We start from the raw sequence: 18,547 nt of genomic DNA, 5'->3' as shown, positions 1-18,547 counted from the left end.
GGGGGCCACGGTGGTTGGGCGTTATGAGGGTGACTACCTGTTGATCGCGCAGGGGAACGTGATGTGGCACGTCAGGGCGGGGCGGGTGGTGTTGGCGACCGGGGCGCACGAGCGGCCCCTGGTGTTCGCCGGGAACGACCGGCCCGGGATCATGCTCGCCTCCGCAGTGTCGACCTACCTGCGCAGGTTCGCCGTGGTGCCCGGCCGTGAGGTGGTCGTGGCCACGACCGGCGACAGCGCGTACGCCACCGCCGCCGAGCTCGCCGCAGCCGGGTGCCGGGTGCGCGCCATCGTCGACAGTCGCAGCGACCCACCACCCGCCGACGTCCCGGTGATCGCCGGAGCCACCGTCGTCGACACCTCTGGCCGCTGCCTGGAATCCGTGCTGCTGTCCGACGGCACGGAGATCGACTGCGACTTGCTGGCGGTCAGCGGCGGCTGGAGCCCAGTGCTGCACCTGCACGACGGCGACCGCTGCTGGGACGACGGCATCGCCGCGTTCCGGCCGGTCGACGGCCTGGTCGCCGGGGCCGCGAACGGAACGTTCGACCTCCCCGGCTGCATCGACGAAGGGCTCCGGGCGGGTGCCCGCGCATCGGGGACGGCCGCTCCCACGGCGCCCGACCTGCCACCGGAACCGATCCGCCCGCCCCACCCGGTCTGGCTGACGCCCGGCGACGACGCGGAGCAGTTCGTTGACTTCCAGCGCGACGCCACGGTCGCCGACATCCGACGCGCGATCGGCGCCGGGCTGCGCTCGGTCGAGCACATCAAGCGCCACACGACCATCGGGGTCGGCAGCGACCAGGGCAAGACCTCGTGGGTCAACGCGATGGCCGTGATCGCCGCCGAACTCGGCGTCGGACCCGGAGAGGTCGGTGCTCCGGCCTTCCGCCCGCCGTACGTCCCGGTCCCGTTCGCGCTCATGGCCGCCCACGAGCGCGGCGACCTCCACGACCCGATCCGCACCACCCCGATGCACTCCTGGCACGTGGCTCACGGCGCGGTGTTCGAGGACGTGGGGCAGTGGCGGCGCCCGCGCCACTACCCGCGCCCCGGCGAGGACATGGCTGCGGCCGTGCACCGCGAATGCCTCGCCGCGCGCACCGGGGTCGCCATGCAGGACGTCAGCACGCTCGGCCGCATCGAGGTCGTCGGCCCGGACGCGCCGGAGTTCCTCAACCGCGTCTACACCGGCGGGTTCGCGAAGCTGCCGGTCGGCAAGGGGCGCTACGGGATCATGTGCTCCGCCGACGGGATGGTCCTCGACGACGGGGTCGTGCTGCGCTTGGCTCCCGACCACTACCTGCTGAGCACCACCACCGGCGGTGCCGAGAAGGTCCTGGACTGGCTGGAGCAGTGGCTGCAGACCGAGTGGCCCGACCTCGACGTGCGGTGCACCTCGGTCACCGAGCAGTGGGCGGCGGTGGCCGTCACCGGCCCCGACTCGGGCGAGGTCGTCGCGCGGCTGGCGCCGGACCTGGGAGAGCTCGGGTTCCTGGAGTTCCGGGACACCGCGCTGCACAACGGGATTCCCGCCCGCATCGCGCGGATCTCGTTCTCCGGCGAACTGGCCTACGAGATCAACGTCCCGTCCTGGTACGGCCTGGCGCTGTGGGAGGACGTCGGCGTCACGCCCTACGGGACCGAGACGATGCACGTGCTGCGCGCCGAGAAGGGCTACGTCATCGTCGGCCAGGACACCGACGGCACCGTCACTCCGCTCGATCTCGGGATGCCGGTCTCGCACCGCAAGGACTTCATCGGCAAGCGGTCGCTGAGCCGCGCCGACACCGCCCGCGCAGACCGCGAACAGCTCGTCGGCCTGCTGACCGAGGACCCCGCCGAGCTCCTGCCGGAAGGCGCCCGCCTAGCAGGCGGGATCGGGCACGTGACCTCCAGCTACCGCAGCCCGATCCTCGGCCGCACCATCGCGCTGGCGCTGGTCCAGTCCGGGCGCGACCACATCGGTGAGCGCATCGGGGTTTCCCTCGACGGACGCGAGGTCCCGGTGCGGGTGCACGAGCCGGTCTTCTACGACCCGGAAGGAGCCCGCCGTGACGGTCGACGTTGACCTGCGCCGCAGCCCGCTCGGGCACCGCGCCGCCGAGCTCGCGGAAGTGCTGGTCGAGGAGCCGTTCCTGCCTCAGCTCGACGTGCGCACGGACGCCGAGCTCGCGCTGGGGCTGCGGCTCCCGGAGGTCAACCGGGTCACCGGGGACGAGCATCGCGCCGCCCTCGGGCTAGGCCCGGACGAGCACCTGCTGGTCGGGGTCACCGGCACGGAGTCGGGCCATCGGAGCATGGTCGACGTGTCGGCGGCCCGGACCACCCTGCGCCTGCACGACCGCGAGGTCCTGGAAGCCCTGTGCTCCCTCGACCTGCACCCCGGGATGTTCGTCCCGGGGCACTGCGCGCAAACCCTCGTCGCCGGAGTCCCGGTGATCCTCTGGCGCCTCGACGCCGGCTACCGCGTCCTGGTCCGCAACTCCTACGCCGACCACCTCGCCACGGCGTTGCTGGACGCTGGCCAAGTGACCTCGCGTGTTGCACAATGAGAAACAGAATTCCCTGCCCACCCCGGATGATCGCGGAATAGGTCCGGCGAGCCGATAGGGTCTGGCCCGTGGCTAGTGCGTCTCAATCACGCGGAAGTAGCTCGGGTGCCCTCGTGCAATCTGTGGACCGGGCGGTGACCGTGCTGGAACTGCTGGCCCGCAACGGCGAGGTCGGCATCACCGAGATCGCCGGCGAGCTCGGCGTGCACAAGTCCACCGCATCGCGTCTGGTCAGCGTGCTGGAATCGCGCGGTCTGGTCGAGCAGCTCGGTGAGCGCGGCAAGTACGCCATCGGGTTCGGCATCGTGCGGCTGGCGGGCGCGGCCACCGAGCGGCTGGACCTCTCGCGCATCGGCCAGGCCTACTGCGATTCGCTGGCCACCGAACTCGGCGAGACCGTCAACATCGCGATCCGCGACTTCGACGTGGCCATCAACATCAGCCAGGCCAGGGGGACCGCCTCGGTCACCGCGCACAACTGGGTCGGCCAGCGCACGCCGCTGCACGCCACCTCCAGCGGCAAGGTGCTGCTCGCCCACGCTCCCCGCGACGACCAGGACCGCATCCTGGCGCGCAAGCTCGAGCAGTACACCGAGCAGACCGTCACCGCCGCCAGGCAGCAGCGCAAGGACTTCGAGCTCATCGTCCACGACGGCTACGCGACCAGCTACGAGGAGTTCGAGATCGGGCTCAACGCCGCCGCGGTCGCCGTCTACGACCACGAGGGCAACGTGGTGGCGGCGCTGAGCGCTTCCGGCCCCACCTACCGCTTCACCCGCGAGCGCGTGAGCGAGGCAGTCGGGTTCATGAAGAGCGCTTCCGCGGACCTGTCTGCGCAGCTGGGCTTCCTGCCGTCAGTCCCGGGTGAGTGACAGCTCCTCCAGGTCGAGCTGGTGCATGACGCGGCGCAGCACCTCGTCGTCGATCCGGCGGGCGTCGCGGAACTGCACGAACACCGCCCGCTCGGCGGCCAGCATCTCGCCGCGCAACCTCCGGTAGGCGGCCGTGGGGCTCTCACCCAGCTCCTCGTCGGAGCGGCCCAGCCGTTCCCACGCCCGGTTGGCGCGCTGCTGCGCCACCCGCCGGAGTTGATCGACCACGTCCCCCGGCGGCTCGGTCTCCGCGGTCAGCTCGTCGAGGCGCTCCTGCGAGGCGCGCGCGGCGTTGTGCCTGGCCTCGGCCTCCGCGAGCGCGTCGGTGTAGTCCTCACCGCCGGTCACGCCGAGCCGCTCGATCAACCGGCGCAGCGTGGCGCCGTGCAGCAGCAGCGTCGCGAGCGTGACGAACAGGGTCAGGAACAGCACCTCGTCGCGGTGCGGGAACGGTTGCCCGGACAGCGTCACCGTCGGGATCGCCGAGGCCGCCGCCAGCGACACCACCCCGCGCATCCCGGCCCACGACACGACCAGCTCGTAGCGCCAGTCGGGACGTTCGCCGCGCAGCCACTCCGGCAGGTACATCACGCCGAACACCCACACCACGCGCGCGAGCACCACCGCGACGGTCAGCGCGCAGCCCGCCAGCAGCAGCGGCCCGAACCCGGTGCTCACCCCGTCCACGACGCTGCTGAGCTGCAGGCCGATCAGCGCGAACACCACCGCTTCCAGCAGCGTGTCCACCGCGCCCCACACCGCTTTGTCCTGCACGCGCGTCGCCGCGCTGCGCGCGGGTGCCTGCTGGCCCAGGTACAGCCCGGCGACCACCACCGCCAGCACTCCGGAGGTGTGCGCCTCCTCGGCGACGAGGTAGGCCAAGAACGGCACGATCAGCCCGACCGCGCTGTCGAGCATGTCGTCGCGCAGCAGCGGCTTGACCCGGTTGACCACCCAGGCGATCACCAAGCCGATCAGCGTCCCGCCCACCGCTGCCAGCAGGAACATGCCCAGGCCCGACAGCAGCGAGGTGCCGGTGCCGATCGCCGCGGCCACCGCGACCCGGTAGGCGGTCAGCGCGGTCGCGTCGTTGACCAGGCTCTCGCCGCTGAGAACCGTCATCAGCCTGCGCGGCAACCCGACCCGGCGGCCGATCGACGTCGCCGCCACCGCGTCCGGTGGGGCGATGACCGCACCGAGCACCAGCGCCGCGCTCAGCGGCAAGCCGGGCACCAGCCACCACGCCACCAAACCGGCGATCGCCGTGCTGAACAGCACGAGGCCGATCGCCAGCAGCCCGATCGGCCGCAGGTTCGCCTTGATCCCGACGGACGAGCTGTGCAGCGCGGCCGAGTACAGCAGCGGTGGCAGGATCAGCAGCAGGACCACGTCGGGGTTGATCGCGTAGTCCGGCACGCCCGGGATCGCCGAGACGCCCAGCCCGACCACCACCAGCACCAGCGGTGCCGACACGCCGAGCCGGCGGGACAGGGCCGTGATGGCCAGCGCTCCGGTGAGCAGAGCCATCAAGGCGGGCAGGTCGTGCATGCTCACTCCCGTCGGGACATGCTGAGCGGCAGGAGAGAAGGGACCAGACGATGTCGGATCGTTGCGCACACCTGACCGGTGCCGCCACTCAGCGGCCGGACCCCAGCAGCGCGGACAGCTGCGAGGACTGCTTGGCAGCCGGTGAACGCGTGTGGGCGCACCTGCGGATCTGCACCGACTGCGGCCACGTCGGTTGCTGCGATTCCAGCCCCAACCGGCACGCCACGGTCCACCACGAGCAGACCCGCCACCCCGTGATCCGCTCCTTCGAACCGGGTGAGAACTGGATGTGGTGCTACGTCGACGAGCAGCTGGGCGTCTGAGCGCTCAGTCCGCTTCGTCGGCGGCGTCCTCGATGGTCTCGCCTCGGGCCAGGCGGCTGCGGTGCATGCTGTAGACGAAGTAGATCAACAGGCCGAGGGCCATCCAGATGCCGAATCGCAGCCAGGTCCAGCCTTCGAGGTTGAGCATCAGGTAGAAGCAGGCCAGCGCGGCGAGGACCGGGACCACCGGGACCAGCGGGACGCGGAACGCGCGCGGCAGGTCCGGACGCGTCCGGCGCATCACCAACACGCCGATCGAGACCAGCACGAACGCGAACAGGGTGCCGATGTTGGTCATCTCGGCGAGCACGTCGATGGGCGTCAGCGAGGCGATGATCGCGACCACGACACCGGTGATCACCGTGATCCGGTAGGGCGTGCGGTACTTGGAGTGCACCTTCGCGAAGTACACCGGCAGCAGCCCGTCGCGGGCCATCGCGAAGCCGACGCGGGCCTGCCCGAGCATCAGGATCAGGATCACCGTGGTCAGACCGGCGATCGCGCCGAGCGACACCAGCCCGACCGCCCACGGCGCTCCGATCGCCTGGAACGCGGTGGCCATCGGCGCTGCGGTGTCGAGCTTGTCGTACCTGACGATGCCGGTCATCACCAGCGAGACCAGCACGTAGAGGATCGAGCAGATCGCCAGCGAGCCGAGGATGCCGATCGGCATGTCGCGCTGCGGCCTGCGGGTCTCCTCCGCACCGCTGGCGACGATGTCGAAGCCGATGTAGGCGAAGAACACCAGCGCGGCTCCGGCCACGAGCCCGCTGACGCCGAACGAGCCGGTGCTGCCGAAGATCGCGTTGATCAGCGGGTCGTTGAGCGCGGAGCCGCTCTCGGCCGGGTCCGGGGGCTGGTGCGGCGGGATGAACGGGTCCCAGTTGGCGGTCTTGACGAAGAACGCGCCGAAGATGATGAAGAACAGCACCACGGCCAGCTTGATCGCCACGACCACGTTGGTCACCGAAGCGCTGAGCCGGATGCCGACCACCAGCACGACGGTCAGCAGCAGCGCGATGATCGCGGCGGGCAGGTTCACCGCCCCGCCCGCGCCCGGTGCGGCGGTCAGCGATTCGGGCAGCTCGAGACCGACCGCGCTGAGCGCTTCGACGAAGTACTGCGACCAGCCCACCGAGACGGTGGAGGCGCCGATGACGAACTCCAGCATCAGGTCCCAGCCGATGAGCCAGGCCATGAACTCCCCGAGCGAGGCGTAGGAGAACGTGTAGGCGGATCCCGCGACGGGCACGACGGAGGCGAACTCGGCGTAGCAGAGGGCCGCGAGTCCGCAGGCGATGCCGGAGATGACGAAGGAGATCGAGATGCCCGGCCCGGCGTCGGTGGCCGCGGCGACACCCGTGAGCACGAAGATCCCGGTGCCGATGATCGCGCCGATCCCGATGCCGAGCAGGTCGACCGCTCTGAGCACGCGGCGCAACCGGAATTCCGGTGCCTCGGCGTCGTGGATCGACTGCTCGACCGACTTGACCCGCATGATCGACATGGCTGGCTCCAGGGTGAACCCGAATCTCGGCCCAGAATGGTGACTCGCGACACGCAGTGCAACATTTGGAGGGCAGGCCAGCCGCTGAGCTGCGAAGACTCAGCCCTTGGTGTGCTCGTTGAGGGCGTCGATCGCCGAGGTCTTGGTCTCCTGGTCGACCGAACCGGATTTCGCCTCCGGCGGGGCGACCGGTTCCAGGTCCGGTCGGGTCGGATCGCGCCGCTCGGCGACCGGTGGGAACCGCGGGTGCGACGGCGGAGCCGGTGGCATGGGCCTGCGCGGAGCGGGGCGCGACGGCTGGCTGGCGTTGATGTAGAAGCCCTGCAGCAGCAGCACGATGATCCCGACGATCAGCGCGGTCACGGCCAGGTAGAGGGCGTTGCGGTCGTTGCTCAGCCACCACAGCGCTCCGCTGACGCCTGCGGCGATGCCGGCGACGATCGCCAGCAGGTGGAAGAGCAGATGAACGGGATAACCCCGCACGGCCGACACCTCCCGGGCGTGGGAATCGGGCCTCTCGGGTCAACACGTGCGCCGGTGGCTGTGGGTTGCCCGCCGACCGGCTCGGAACGCGGCGACTTCGGACCCGATGGTAGACCCTCATCGGGTACCAGATTGCTCGATCAACGATCGTCCGGAGCACCGGATCAATCCGCGGGAGAACGTTTTCACCCGTTGGGGCGAGCGGGGCGGAACGCGCGCGGCGTTCAAGACGCCCCGCACCTACCGTGAAATCAACAGGCCACAGTGGATCTGCGCGTGCAGCGGACGACTCGATCGAACGCGAGGCCGCCGCCCCGATCGGGGTACCGGTGGCGTCGTGCGGGCAACCGGTGGGCGCGAACCGGCTAGGTTTCGGGGGTGTTGCCGGTGCTGAATTCATTGACCGGGTTCGCCGGGGCGGCGGGCATCGGCATCGGAATGGTTCTGGGTCTTTCGATCGTGATGTCGTGGGTGGAGCGAGGCATGCTCGGTTCCGGCACGACACGCCGGGGCAAGCACCGCGACCGCCAGCGCGGTCTCGTCGCCGCCTACCGCAGGCACCGCGCGGCGCTGCTGGCCAGGGGAGCGTTCCTCCCGGCGGTAGCCGCCGTCGTCGCAACGGCCCGCGGCCCGCGCGGTGACGTCGTCGTCGGGGGAGGCCCTGGAGCGATGCGCCGACCGGGAGCGCGGCACTCCTCCTTCGACTTGCCTACACGACCTCGAAGTCAGCGAAGTCGAACCCGGGCGACACCACGCACGTGACCAGCGATTCGACCGTCGCAGCGGCGGACGCGTACTGCCAGGTCCCGGCCGGGACCACCGCTTGCGGGGTCTGCCCCGCACCGGCGCCCAGCACCACCTGCTCGGGGTGGTCGGAGGGCTTCGACCCGGTGCCACCCAGGTGCAGCGTCAGCGGGCCGCCGCGGTGCCACAGCCACACCTCGTCGGAGAGCACCACGTGCCACGCCGAGTGCTGGCCGGGCGGGAGCAGGAAGTAGATCGTCGTCGCGGTCGGCCGGGTGCCGTTGGGGCGCTCGACTTCGACCGGACTGGCCCAGGTCCGCCGGTACCAGCCGCCCTCGGGATGCGGCAGCAGGTCGAACTCCTCGGCGGTGCGGTTGCGCGACTCCAGCGACAGGAACCGGCCCTTGACATCGCGGCGCGCGTAGCGGATGCCGATCACTGATTCGCGATCCAGCGGGCCGTAGACGTGCGGGAACAGCGCGTCGTCGGACACCCCGGGCGGCGGCGCCGGATCGGCGGCCTCCCAACGCACCGGTGAGGACAACCTCTCGGGGTCCAGTTCGACGGCGACCATCGGTTCCTCGACGTCGCTGTAGAGCTCGTTGGCCACGGCCAACGTGGTGGGCACGTCGGGGGAGCAGTGCACGAAGCCCTGCGAGGTCAGGCTCGCGGCTGTGATGGGCCGGTCGCGGTCGTTGTGGAAGGTGCTCAACGGCAGCAGGTGCAGCACGGTGGATCCGGTCACGGGCCCAGTGTCTCGCGCCACCCCTGCCGACGCGATCACCTGCGTAGGATTTTCGCCGTCCCGTCTTTGCCGGAGCAGGAAAGCGGAGGTTTGACATGCGGATCGCGGTGCTCGACGACTACCAGGACGTCGCCCGGAGCTACGCCGACTGGGACGGGCTCGACGTCGAGGTGTTCACCGAGCACATCGCCGATGTCGATGAGCTCGTGTCGCGGCTGGAACCGTTCGACGTGATCGCCGCGATGCGCGAGCGCACCCCGTTCCCGCGCGAGGTGATCACCCGGTTGCCGAACCTCAAGCTGCTGGTCACCACCGGCATGCGCAACGCGTCGATCGACCTGGACGCGGCGCGCGAGCACGGCGTGGTGGTGTCCGGGACCGGCAGCGGTGGGGGCTGGGGGGCGACCTCCGAACTGGCGTGGGGGCTGATCTTCGCGCTGCTGCGCGACATCCCCGGGCAGGACCGGCAGATCCGCACCGGTGGCTGGCAGACGGGTGTGGGAGTGGAGCTCGGCGGCAAGACCCTCGGCGTGCTCGGTCTCGGGAGGCTCGGTTCGCACATGGCCACCGTCGGGCGGGCGTTCGGCATGGACGTGATCGCTTGGAGCAGCAACCTCACCGCGCAGTGCGCGGCCGAGGCCGGTGCGCGGCTGGTCGGCAAGGACGAGCTGTTCGAGCGGTCCGACGTGCTCAGCGTCCACCTCGTGCTCAGCGAGCGGTCCCGCGGCCTGGTGGGAGCCCACGAGCTGGCGCTGATGAAGCCCACCGCGTACCTGATCAACACCTCGCGCGGCCCGATCGTCGACGAGGACGCGCTGCGCACCGCACTGCGCGAAGGCCGGCTCGCCGGCGCGGGCATCGACGTCTACGGCGCCGAGCCGCTGCCCGTCGACGACCCGTGGCGCGACACGCCGCGCACGGTCCTGACCCCGCACATCGGCTACGTCACCGACGACACCTACCAGGCGTTCTTCGTCGAGATCGTCGAGGACGTCCGGGCGTTCCAGGCGGGTTCCCCGATCCGGGTGCTCAACGAGGGCTGACCGGCTGAAGATTGCCCCTTGACTCAAGACGAGACGGACATCACAGTCATACCAACCGGTCGGTCTGGTCCTAAGACAAGGGAGTCTTTCGATGACTGCTCATGAACCACCCAGAACGCCGAAGAAGCTGCTCGGCGCGGCGCTGATCGCCAGTTCCATCGAGTGGTACGACTTCTTCATCTACGCCACCGCAGCCGCGCTGGTGTTCGGCACGCAATTCTTCCCCAACGCCACACCGCTGATCGGCGTGCTGCTGTCCTTCGCGACGTTCTGGGCCGGGTTCGTCGCCCGCCCCATCGGTGGCCTGGTCTTCGGCCACCTCGGCGACAAGATCGGCCGCAAGCCCGCGGTCGTGACCTGCCTGATCATGATGGGCACGGCGACGTTCCTGATCGGCGTGCTGCCCGGTGCGGGCACCATCGGAGTCGCGGCCCCGATCCTGCTGGTGACGCTGCGATTCCTGCAGGGCATCGCTGTCGGCGGGCAGTGGGGTGGCATCGTGCTGCTGCTGACCGAGAACAGCGCGAGCGGCAAGCGCGGCATGGCGGGCACGTTCGGTCAGATGGGCGTGCCATTCGGCGTCATCTTCGGCAACCTCGCGTTCCTCGGGGTAGGCGCGATGATGAGCCAGGAGGCCTTCCTGTCGTGGGGTTGGCGGCTGCCGTTCCTGTTCAGCGCGGTGCTCGCGCCGGTCGTGCTCTACATCCAGCTCAAGATCGAGGACACCCCGGTGTTCCAGGAGCTGCAGGAGCGCCAGGAGAAGCAGGTAGTCAAGGCACCGCTGATGGAGGTCCTGCGCGACCACAAGCGCAGCGTGCTGCTGGGCGCCGGACTCCTGTTCGCCACGAACACGTTCTTCTACATCGGGATCTCCGGCCTGCTCGACTACGGCACCCGTGAGCTCGGCCTGCCGCGCCAGCAGCTGCTCGGCGTCACGCTGCTGACCTCGTTGGTCGGCATCTTCGTGATCTTCTTCTCGGGTTCGTGGTCCGACCGGCTGGGCCGTCGCCCGATGATCCTGCTCGGGGCCGGGTTGCTCGCGCTGTGGTCGTTCCCGTTCTTCTGGCTGATCGATACCGCGTCGATCTGGCTCATCGCCCTGGCCGGATGCGTCGGCAGCATCGGGCAGAGCATGACCTACGGCCCGCTCGCGGCCTACCTCAGCGAGCTGTTCCACCCGAGGGTCCGCTACTCCGGCGCGTCGTTGGCCTACCAGCTGGCGGCGATCCTGGTCAGCGGCGGAACACCGTTCATCATGACCGCGCTGCTGGCCGCCACCGGCACATCGGCATCGGTCTCGGTGTTCCTGCTGGCGATGTCGCTGTGCACCTTCGCCGCGGCGTTCTTCCTGCGCGAGACCCACGCCAAGCAACCGGCCCCGGCCCCAACCCCGGCCGAAGCCTGACCCCTGCGGAGGTCCCCGATCTCAATGGAAGTCAGAACCCCGGTTCCCATTGAAATCGGGAACCGGAGTTCAATGGGAATCGGGGACGGGACGGGGCCCGGGGTGGCGAGTTGGTCACCTCGAGCCCCGTTCGTGTCGTGGATCAGACGTCTTCGGCGAGGGTCTTGACCTGCTCGATGAGCTTGGCGCGGCCCGGGGCGTCGCTGGCGAATGGCGTCACGTTGAGGGTGGTGACGCCGGCTTCCGCCATCGCCGCCAAGCGCTCCTTGACGTGGGACTCGGTGCCGATGAGCGAGATCTTCTCCAGCAGGTCGCGCGGCACGGCCGCGGCGGCCTCGTCCTTCTTGCCGTCGAGGTAGAGGTCCTGGATCTCCTCGGCTTCGGCCTCGTAGCCGTAGCGGCGGGCGAGGTTGTTGTAGAAGTTCTTGCCCTTGGCTCCCATACCGCCCACGTAGAGGGCGACCATGGGGCGCACGAAGTCGACCAGGTCCTCCAGGCCTTCGCCGATGGCCAGCGGTGCCTGCGCGACCACGTCCAACGGCGGGAGCGATGCATCGCGCTTGGACTTGCCGGCGGCCAGCGGCTCGCCCCAGACGTCACCGGCGCGCTCGGGCAGGAAGAAGATCGGCTCCCAGCCCTCGGCGATCTCGGCGACCATCTCGACGTTCTTCGGGCCGATCGCGGCGATGAGGATCGGGATCCGCTCGCGCACCGGGTGGTTGATCAGCTTCAGCGGCTTGCCCAGCCCGGTGCCCTGCTCGGCGGGCAGCGGGATGTTGTAGTGCTTGCCGCTGTGCTCCACCTTCTCCCGGCGCCACACCTGCCGGCAGATGTCGACGATCTCCCGGGTCCGGCCCAGCGGTGCCTGGTACGGCACGCCGTGGAAGCCCTCGATGACCTGCGGCCCCGAGGCGCCGATGCCGAGGGTGAACCGACCGTCGGAGACGAAGTCCATGCCGGCCGCGGTCATCGCCGTCAGGGTGGGCGTGCGGGTGTAGATCTGGAGGATGCCGGAGGCGATCTCCAGCCGCTCGGTCTTGGCAGCGATGAAGCCCATCTGGCTGACCGCGTCGAAGGAGTAAGCCTCCGGGACGTAGACGATGTCCAGCCCGGCCTTCTCGTAGGTCGCCAGGTCGTCGACGGTTTCCTTGAAGCCTCCGCTGTAGTTCAGCGGCATCCCGATGCGCATCGGCCGTTCCTTCCGGGTCCGGCGGCGGCGGGTCGCGGCGACACCGCCGAGGTCTGCAGGCGAGGTTACCGCCGAGTACGCCGGGACGGGGAGCCCGCTCGGACCGTCGCGTCATGTGATGCACCTCGCAATGCGATGCGTCGATTTGGCCGCGCGACGACAGTCATGCCCATGCTGTTGGCATGTCGTTCATCAAGGCTGTGACTTCGTCATGAGACTCGCCATGCTCGACATCGGCTCCGCGGCGGCCCGCCTGGACATCGTCGACCTCGCCAGTCCGCGCATGCCCCGCGCAACCTGGAGCGTCAAGTCCCGCACCCGGCTCGGTGAGCACACCCTGCCCGACGGCCGGGTCACCGAGGAGGGCATCGCCGAGGCCGAACGCGCGGTGCGGCGCTGCGTGAGCGCCGCGTCCGACAAACCGACCGAGGCGCTGATCGCCTACGGGACGTCGGCGGTGCGCGACGCGAGCAACGGCGCGCTGCTGCGCAAGCGCCTCGGCGAGGCCGCCGGCGTGCGCATCGGCGTGCTCACCCCGCGCGACGAGGCCGCCGTCGCCTACCACGCCGCCCGCCGCTGGCACGGCCGCAGCGGACGGGCGATGACCACGGTGGACATCGGCGGCGGCACCGTCGACGTCGCGACGGGAACCGGAACCGACCCCGACCTGGTCGTCTCGCTCCAGCACGGCGCCGCTCGGTTGACCAGGCAGTTCCTGCCCGACGACCCGCCGACGCCCGCTCAGCTCGCCGACCTGCGGCGGGAGCTGCACGCCACCATCCCGAAAGCCTTGCGCCGGGTGGAGGGCGGTCACCCGCTGGCGCTGTCGAAGGTGTTGCGCCAGCTCGCGGTGCTCACCGAGAGCTCGCCGGAGGAGGTGGCCCGCCGACCGCACCGGCTGCGTCTCAAGCACCTGTCGCGGTGGATCCCCCGGCTCGCCGAGCTAGACCACGAGCAGCGCGCGCAGCTGCCCGGCGTCTCCCACAGCAGAGGCAGGCGCATCCTGGCCGGCGCGATCGTCGCCGAAGTGATCATGGAGTCGCTCGAGATCCCCGAGCTGGAAATCTGCCCGTGGGGCTTGCGCCAGGGCCTGGTCTACCGGTTCCTGGCAGCGCGCACCCGGACCCGCGCCGACGCCCTCGGCCTCGTGGGCACGCTGTTCGACTGACCGGGCGCGCGTTCGGCGGTAGCGTTCCGGGTAGATCGACTAGGGAGGCGCTGTGGGACTGCTGTTGCACATCTTGATCACGATGGTCGCGGTGTGGATCACCACCGCGCTGCCGGGGATCGACCTCTCCGGCGAGGACACCACCACGAAGGTCCTGACGCTGCTGGCCGTCTCGGTGATCTTCGGCCTGGTCAACCTGGTGCTCAAGCCGATCGCCAAAACGCTCGGCTGCCTGCTCTACGTCCTGACGCTGGGCCTGTTCGGGCTGGTCGTCAACGGCCTGCTGTTCTGGCTGACCAGCTACCTCGCGGGCGAGCTCGACCTGCCGTTCCACGTCGACGGCTTCTGGGCGGCCTTCTGGGGTGCGCTGATCGTGTCCATCGTCAGCAGCGCGCTGGCCGGCATCGTCCGCCGCGTCGCGCAGCCGGAGGAGGACTGAGGCGGTGCAGTGCGGACTGCGCGAGTTAGCCGCGCTGCTGAGCGACGTGGCCGACGAGGTGGCCGAATTCCTGGGAGTGGCACCGGAACCCGGTGAGGTGTCCGACCAGTGGCGGGAGGTGGCGAGCACGCTCTCGCGCGCGTCGGTCTTCGGCCTGGCCGAGGTGCGCGTGCCGGAGGACTTCGAACTGCGCGCGGTCGTCGCGGTCGGCGACGGCGGGGGAGTGCGGGTTCGGGTGCGCGGCGAGGACGTGACCGCCGAGGTCGTCCGCCCGGACGCGCCCTGGCCCGCGCTCGTCGCGTGCCTGCCCAAGCGCGAACCCGCCGAGGGCTGCGAGGTCACGGTTCCCACGCGCGAACTCGCCGAAGCGCGGGCGGAAGCCGCTGAACGGGACCAGGCCGCGGACTGGCTCGCCTACGAGCTCAAGCAGCGCGAGGTCCCCACCGATGACGCCCGCGCCGTGGCCGACCTGCTGGCCCGCGCCGACGACACCGAAGCCCGGCTGTCGGTGGCCTACCGGGGTGGGGGCGGCGCGTTCCAGCGCTGGCGCCAGGGCATCGAGATCCGGCACTCGCCCACCGGCCGCTCGGCGGTCATCCCGGAATCGCCGGACGACACCTTCACCATGGTCGCCCCCGCCGACACCTACCTCCTCGGCAAGACGCTGCAGGAATACCTCGAAGACCTCACGCAGGCGCAGGACTGAGCGCGCTCAGTCCCGGGACCGCAGCCGGGCGGCGATGTCCTTGCCGATCAGCAGGGACGCGGTCGCTGCGGGGGAGGGGGCGTTGAGGACGTGGACCCAGTTCTCGTCCTCCACCACCAGGAAGTCGTCGACGAGCGTGCCGTCGGGGGTGACGGCCTGAGCGCGCACGCCGGCCTCGGCGCGCAGCAGGTGGTGGCCGCGCAGGTCGGGCAGGAGGGTGCGGGCGGCCCGCAGGAACAGTGGTTTCAGCGCGGAGCGGGCGATTTCGGTCGCGCCGGTGCGCCAGTACTTCTTCGCCAGCACCCGCAGCCCCGGGTCGGTGGCGAGGCGCTGCAGGTGGGACGGCGAGATCGAGCCCCAGCGGTAACCCTCGCGCGAGAGCGCCGGTACCGCGTTCGGGCCCACGTGCAGGCTGCCGTCGATCATGCGGGTCAGGTGCACGCCCAGGAACGGGAACGCCGGGTCCGGAACCGGGTAGACCAACGCGTTGACCAGGTCGCGGCTGAAGGACGTGGTCTCGTAGTACTCGCCGCGGAACGGCAGGACGCGGGCGGGCGGCGTGGTCCCGGCGAGCTCGGCGACGGCGTCGCTGTGCAGCCCCGCGCAGTTGACCGCCCGGCGGGTGCGGACCTCACCCCGATCGGTGAGCAGCACCAGGTCGGAGCCGTCCCGGCGAACACCGAGCAGCTCGGTGGCGGGTCGCAGGTCCACTCCGCGCTCGGCGAGGAGTTCGGCGAGCCTCTCGCTGACCGCGGCGAAGTCGGTGATGCCCGCGTCCGGGACCAGCAGCGCCCGCACCCCGCGCACGTGGGGTTCGCGTTCGCGCAGTCCGATCTGGTCGAGTTCGCTGACCTGCACGCCGTTGGCGGTGCCGCGCCGTTGCAGCTCGGCGAGTCGGGGCAGTTGATCGATCGAAGTGGCGACCACAACCTTCCCGGTGCGCCGCACGGGAATTCCGTGATCGGTGCAGAAGCGGTACATCGCTTCACCGCCGGCTCGTGCGAACCGCGCCTTCGCGCTGCCCGGCGGGTAGTAAAGTCCACTGTGGATGACGCCTGAGTTGTGGCCGGTCTGGTGCGCGCCCCAGTGGCGTTCCTTGTCCAGCACCGTGATCCGGCGGTCGGGCTGCTGCTCGATGAGCGCGTGAGCCGTGGCCAGGCCCACGATCCCGCCGCCGATGATCGCCACGTCGTTGGTCATGCCGCCATCCTGCGCGCTCGGATGCTCGGATTCCAGATTCGACGTTTCGAATCGTCCGGAAGATCCTCTTTCGCCTGTTCCTCGGAATTGGGCGATCGGGGCTCAAGATCACCCTGTGCTAGGGTTCGTTCATCCTGTCGGGCGAACGATGTTCGACGCTGACAGTGGTATCGGCTTGGTCACGAGCAGTGAGTTCCGAACTCGCGTGCCTCATGCTGATGCCGAATTCCGCGCCGCATCCCCGGTCGCGGAGCCCTGCTGAGTTGAGTCGCGATTCCGGCGAACGTGCGCCGAACCGCGACCGGTTCGACGGTTACGAGGCGCTGTGACGTGGAGCAGTTCGGGTAGTGAGCACAAGACGATCCGGGCCCGCCTGACCCGCGTCGGGCTGGCGCCCAGCATCATCTTGCTGGCCATCTGGCTGGCGTTCTCGGCTGTGCCGATCTACCAGGGGTTCCACTCCCGGGTGGTCGCCACCGAGATCCGCGACGCGGCGATCCCGGCCGCGGACGCCTTCGCGGCCCTGCAGGAGGAGCGGCGACTCGTCGTCGACCTGCTCAGCGACCGAGGAGCCGATCCGACCGCCCTGGCGGCCCAGCAGCCCAAGACCGACCGCACCGTCGCCGAGATGCGCCGCACGCTGCGGGTCGCGAGCGAATCCGCCTCCCCGGAGGTCGCGGGCAAGATCAAGTCGTTGGACGGGCTGCTCGCCCCGCTGCCGAAGCAGCGGCAGCGCGCCGAATCCGATCAGGCGAGCCGCACCGAGGTTCTGGACTACTACAACGAGGTCCTCGACGCCGGGCTCGACGTGTTCGAGTCCTACACCGAAACCGTCGCCGACACCGAGAGCGGCCACGCCGGGCACGTGGGCACGGAGCTGTTCCGCGCCGCCGACCAGATGTCGCGCGCGGCCTCGGTCGGCACCGCCGCGCTCGACGACGGCGAGTTCAGCACCGCCGCCCACCTCGAGTTCGCCCAGCTCGTCGGTTCCTACCGCAACACCCTCGAAGCCGAGATCCCCGCCGCCGAGCCGCGCGCGGGAGACATCGCCAAGCGGCTGCGGGAAGACCCGGCCTGGGCGCGCGTCGCCGAGCTGGAGGACCAGCTCATCGGGCACCCGCCGCAGCGTCCTGGCCGCTTCGCCGTCGACGAGGCCGCCTGGCGGCAGAGCACAGCTCAGGTCGCGAGCGACCTCACGGCCGTCGCCGTCGAGCAGGTCCGCTCCGGCGCGCTGATGGCGGTGAGCAACGCCAGCGGGCACCTCATCGGACTGATCGTCGGCAGCCTCGTCGCGCTCGCCGCGATGCTGCTGGGCATCCTGCTGGCCGCTCGCAACGCGCGAGTGCTGGTCAACCGGGTGCTCGTCCGGCGGCTCGAGAGGCTGCGCGACGACACCCTGCTGCTGGCCACCGAGCGGCTGCCCAACGTGATGGAGCGGCTCGAACACGGCGAAGAGCTCGACATCGAAGCCGAGCTGACCCCGCTGAACTACGGGGCGGACGAGATCGGCCAGGTCGCCGACGCGTTCAACACCGCCCACCACACCGCGGTCGTCGCGGCGGTGAAGGAGAACCAGGCCAAGGAAGGCGCGAACAAGGTCTTCCTCGGCATAGCGCACCGCAACCAGGGCCTGGTGCACCGCCAGCTCAAGACGCTGGACAAGATGGAGCGCAGCGAGGAGCACCCGGAACGACTGGAAGGCCTGTTCCAGCTCGACCACCTCGCGACCCGGTCCCGGCGCAACGCCGAGAACCTGATCATCCTGGCAGGGGAGAAGCCCGGCAGGCAGTGGCGCAAGCCGGTGCGCCTGATCGACGTGATCCGCTCCGCGGTCGCCGAAACCGAGCACTACTACCGGATCCGGGTGCACGCCGCACCGGAGCTCTCGCTGGTCGGTGCGGCGGTCGGTGACGTGATCCACCTGCTTGCCGAGTTGATGGACAACGCCACGTCCTACTCGCCGCCTCGTTCGCAGGTCCAGGTCTACAGCAGCGATACGCCGCGCGGCGTGCTGATCCAGATCGAGGACGAGGGCCTGGGCATGCGCCCCGCCGACCGCGACGAGGCCAACGTCCTGATGGCCACCACGCCTCGCTTCGAGGACATCACGCGTCGCGGGGACTCGCGGCTGGGGCTTTTCGTGGTCGCTCGCCTGGCGGCTCGCCGGGGCATCGAGGTCGACCTCCGCGAGGCCGAGGAGCAGGGCACCGTGGCATTCGTGCTGCTGCCCCCGCACATCGTCGCCGAAGAGGCGGCGCAGGGCGACAAGCAGAGCATGTCGCAGTTGGCCGAGAAGGCCCGTGAACGTGCCACCGGGCAGTCGGTGGTCCGCGAGGCGCGGACCGCTCCGGTGAGCGCGATCGAGGAGCCCGTGGCCGAGTTCGAACCGCGCTTCCCGTCGGACGATCCCGACGCTGAACGGCCTGAGCTGCCGCGCCGCGACCGCCAGCAGAACCTGGCGCCGCAGCTGCGCGACGAACCCGACGGCGGAGTTGCGCAGGGCACTGCGGCGCTCCAGCCGGAGCGGACCCGTGGCACCATGTCGGCGTTCCAACGCGGAACTTTGGATGCGCGCCGGGCCGGCGGCCGCGACCGAGCTTGACCCGACGATTCGAGG

The 18,547-nt window shown here is 70.2% G+C and carries 17 protein-coding genes; 11 read left to right on the top strand and 6 right to left on the bottom strand.

All coding sequences use genetic code 11. From position 1 onward, the window contains the following. From E1161_RS13220 to E1161_RS13210, 3 genes are all read left to right on the top strand, one after another. A partial coding sequence (locus E1161_RS13220) for a glycine cleavage T C-terminal barrel domain-containing protein (RefSeq protein ID WP_132623099.1) occupies positions 1 to 2,074 on the top strand: 2,074 nt, incomplete at its 5' end. Continuing rightward, a complete protein-coding gene (locus E1161_RS13215) occupies positions 2,058 to 2,558 on the top strand; it encodes a sarcosine oxidase subunit gamma (RefSeq protein ID WP_132623097.1) in 501 nt (166 codons plus the stop codon). The genes E1161_RS13220 and E1161_RS13215, both read left to right, overlap by 17 nt. A 113-nt stretch (positions 2,559 to 2,671) precedes the next feature. Beyond that, positions 2,672 to 3,430, top strand: coding sequence for an IclR family transcriptional regulator (locus E1161_RS13210; RefSeq protein ID WP_132623095.1), 759 nt, complete (start codon positions 2,672 to 2,674; stop codon positions 3,428 to 3,430). Here the strand turns inward: E1161_RS13210 and E1161_RS13205 are convergent. Beyond that, positions 3,413 to 4,978 carry a Na+/H+ antiporter gene (locus E1161_RS13205; protein WP_132623093.1) on the bottom strand — a complete coding sequence of 522 codons (1,566 nt, stop codon included), beginning with the start codon at positions 4,976 to 4,978 and terminating at the stop codon, positions 3,413 to 3,415. The two genes, E1161_RS13210 and E1161_RS13205, sit on opposite strands and share 18 nt — an antisense overlap. A 50-nt stretch (positions 4,979 to 5,028) precedes the next feature. Here E1161_RS13205 and E1161_RS13200 point away from each other — a divergent pair, with 50 nt between their 5' ends. Beyond that, on the top strand, positions 5,029 to 5,301 hold the full coding sequence (locus tag E1161_RS13200) for a UBP-type zinc finger domain-containing protein (protein ID WP_132623091.1): 273 nt from the start codon (positions 5,029 to 5,031) through the stop codon (positions 5,299 to 5,301). Between the two features lie 4 nt (positions 5,302 to 5,305). Here the strand turns inward: E1161_RS13200 and E1161_RS13195 are convergent, their stop codons facing one another. Next, complete coding sequence (locus tag E1161_RS13195) at positions 5,306 to 6,808, bottom strand: amino acid permease (RefSeq protein WP_132623089.1); 1,503 nt, start codon at positions 6,806 to 6,808, stop codon at positions 5,306 to 5,308. Between the two features lie 99 nt (positions 6,809 to 6,907). After that, positions 6,908 to 7,291, bottom strand: a complete 384-nt coding sequence (locus tag E1161_RS13190; RefSeq protein WP_132623087.1) for a hypothetical protein — start codon at positions 7,289 to 7,291, stop codon at positions 6,908 to 6,910. Between the two features lie 387 nt (positions 7,292 to 7,678). Here E1161_RS13190 and E1161_RS13185 point away from each other — a divergent pair, with 387 nt between their 5' ends. Further along, on the top strand, positions 7,679 to 8,053 hold the full coding sequence (locus E1161_RS13185) for a hypothetical protein (protein ID WP_132623085.1): 375 nt from the start codon (positions 7,679 to 7,681) through the stop codon (positions 8,051 to 8,053). On the opposite strand, the gene E1161_RS13180 is transcribed toward E1161_RS13185, so the two are convergent. After that, on the bottom strand, positions 8,001 to 8,780 hold the full coding sequence (locus E1161_RS13180; protein WP_132623083.1) for a cupin domain-containing protein: 780 nt from the start codon (positions 8,778 to 8,780) through the stop codon (positions 8,001 to 8,003). The genes E1161_RS13185 and E1161_RS13180 overlap by 53 nt on opposite strands. 95 nt (positions 8,781 to 8,875) lie before the next feature. On the opposite strand from E1161_RS13180, the gene E1161_RS13175 reads away from it, so the two are divergent. Both E1161_RS13175 and E1161_RS13170 read left to right on the top strand, forming a co-directional pair. Next, positions 8,876 to 9,823: a D-2-hydroxyacid dehydrogenase family protein gene (locus E1161_RS13175; RefSeq protein ID WP_132623081.1), complete on the top strand. Its 948-nt coding sequence runs from the start codon at positions 8,876 to 8,878 to the stop codon at positions 9,821 to 9,823. A gap of 91 nt (positions 9,824 to 9,914) precedes the next feature. Next, a complete protein-coding gene (locus tag E1161_RS13170; protein WP_132623079.1) occupies positions 9,915 to 11,228 on the top strand; it encodes an MFS transporter in 1,314 nt (437 codons plus the stop codon). A 142-nt stretch (positions 11,229 to 11,370) separates the two neighbouring features. Here E1161_RS13170 and E1161_RS13165 read toward each other — a convergent pair whose 3' ends face one another. Next, positions 11,371 to 12,417 carry an LLM class F420-dependent oxidoreductase gene (locus E1161_RS13165; protein ID WP_132623077.1) on the bottom strand — a complete coding sequence of 349 codons (1,047 nt, stop codon included), beginning with the start codon at positions 12,415 to 12,417 and terminating at the stop codon, positions 11,371 to 11,373. 211 nt (positions 12,418 to 12,628) lie between these two features. Here E1161_RS13165 and E1161_RS13160 point away from each other — a divergent pair, with 211 nt between their 5' ends. From E1161_RS13160 to E1161_RS13150, 3 genes are read left to right on the top strand one after another with little or no spacing between them, the layout of a single operon-like run. Continuing rightward, positions 12,629 to 13,585 carry a Ppx/GppA phosphatase family protein gene (locus E1161_RS13160; RefSeq protein WP_132623075.1) on the top strand — a complete coding sequence of 319 codons (957 nt, stop codon included), beginning with the start codon at positions 12,629 to 12,631 and terminating at the stop codon, positions 13,583 to 13,585. Between the two features lie 52 nt (positions 13,586 to 13,637). Next, a complete protein-coding gene (locus E1161_RS13155; RefSeq protein ID WP_132623073.1) occupies positions 13,638 to 14,024 on the top strand; it encodes a phage holin family protein in 387 nt (128 codons plus the stop codon). Between the two features lie 4 nt (positions 14,025 to 14,028). Further along, on the top strand, positions 14,029 to 14,730 hold the full coding sequence (locus E1161_RS13150) for an ESX secretion-associated protein EspG (protein WP_132623071.1): 702 nt from the start codon (positions 14,029 to 14,031) through the stop codon (positions 14,728 to 14,730). Between the two features lie 6 nt (positions 14,731 to 14,736). Here E1161_RS13150 and lhgO read toward each other — a convergent pair whose 3' ends face one another. Then, positions 14,737 to 15,930 carry an L-2-hydroxyglutarate oxidase gene (gene lhgO / locus E1161_RS13145; RefSeq protein ID WP_132623069.1) on the bottom strand — a complete coding sequence of 398 codons (1,194 nt, stop codon included), beginning with the start codon at positions 15,928 to 15,930 and terminating at the stop codon, positions 14,737 to 14,739. 325 nt (positions 15,931 to 16,255) lie between these two features. On the opposite strand from lhgO, the gene E1161_RS13140 reads away from it, so the two are divergent. Beyond that, entirely contained in the window at positions 16,256 to 18,532 is a 2,277-nt protein-coding gene (locus E1161_RS13140; protein ID WP_235874998.1) for a sensor histidine kinase, read from the top strand. Positions 18,533 to 18,547: the final 15 nt, after the last annotated feature.

It is taken from the genome of Saccharopolyspora aridisoli (genome assembly GCF_004348445.1).
GTDB lineage: Bacteria > Actinomycetota > Actinomycetes > Mycobacteriales > Pseudonocardiaceae > Saccharopolyspora > Saccharopolyspora aridisoli.
Note: the sequence above shows the minus strand (reverse complement) of the source record. Positions and strands in the feature narration are given on the sequence as shown.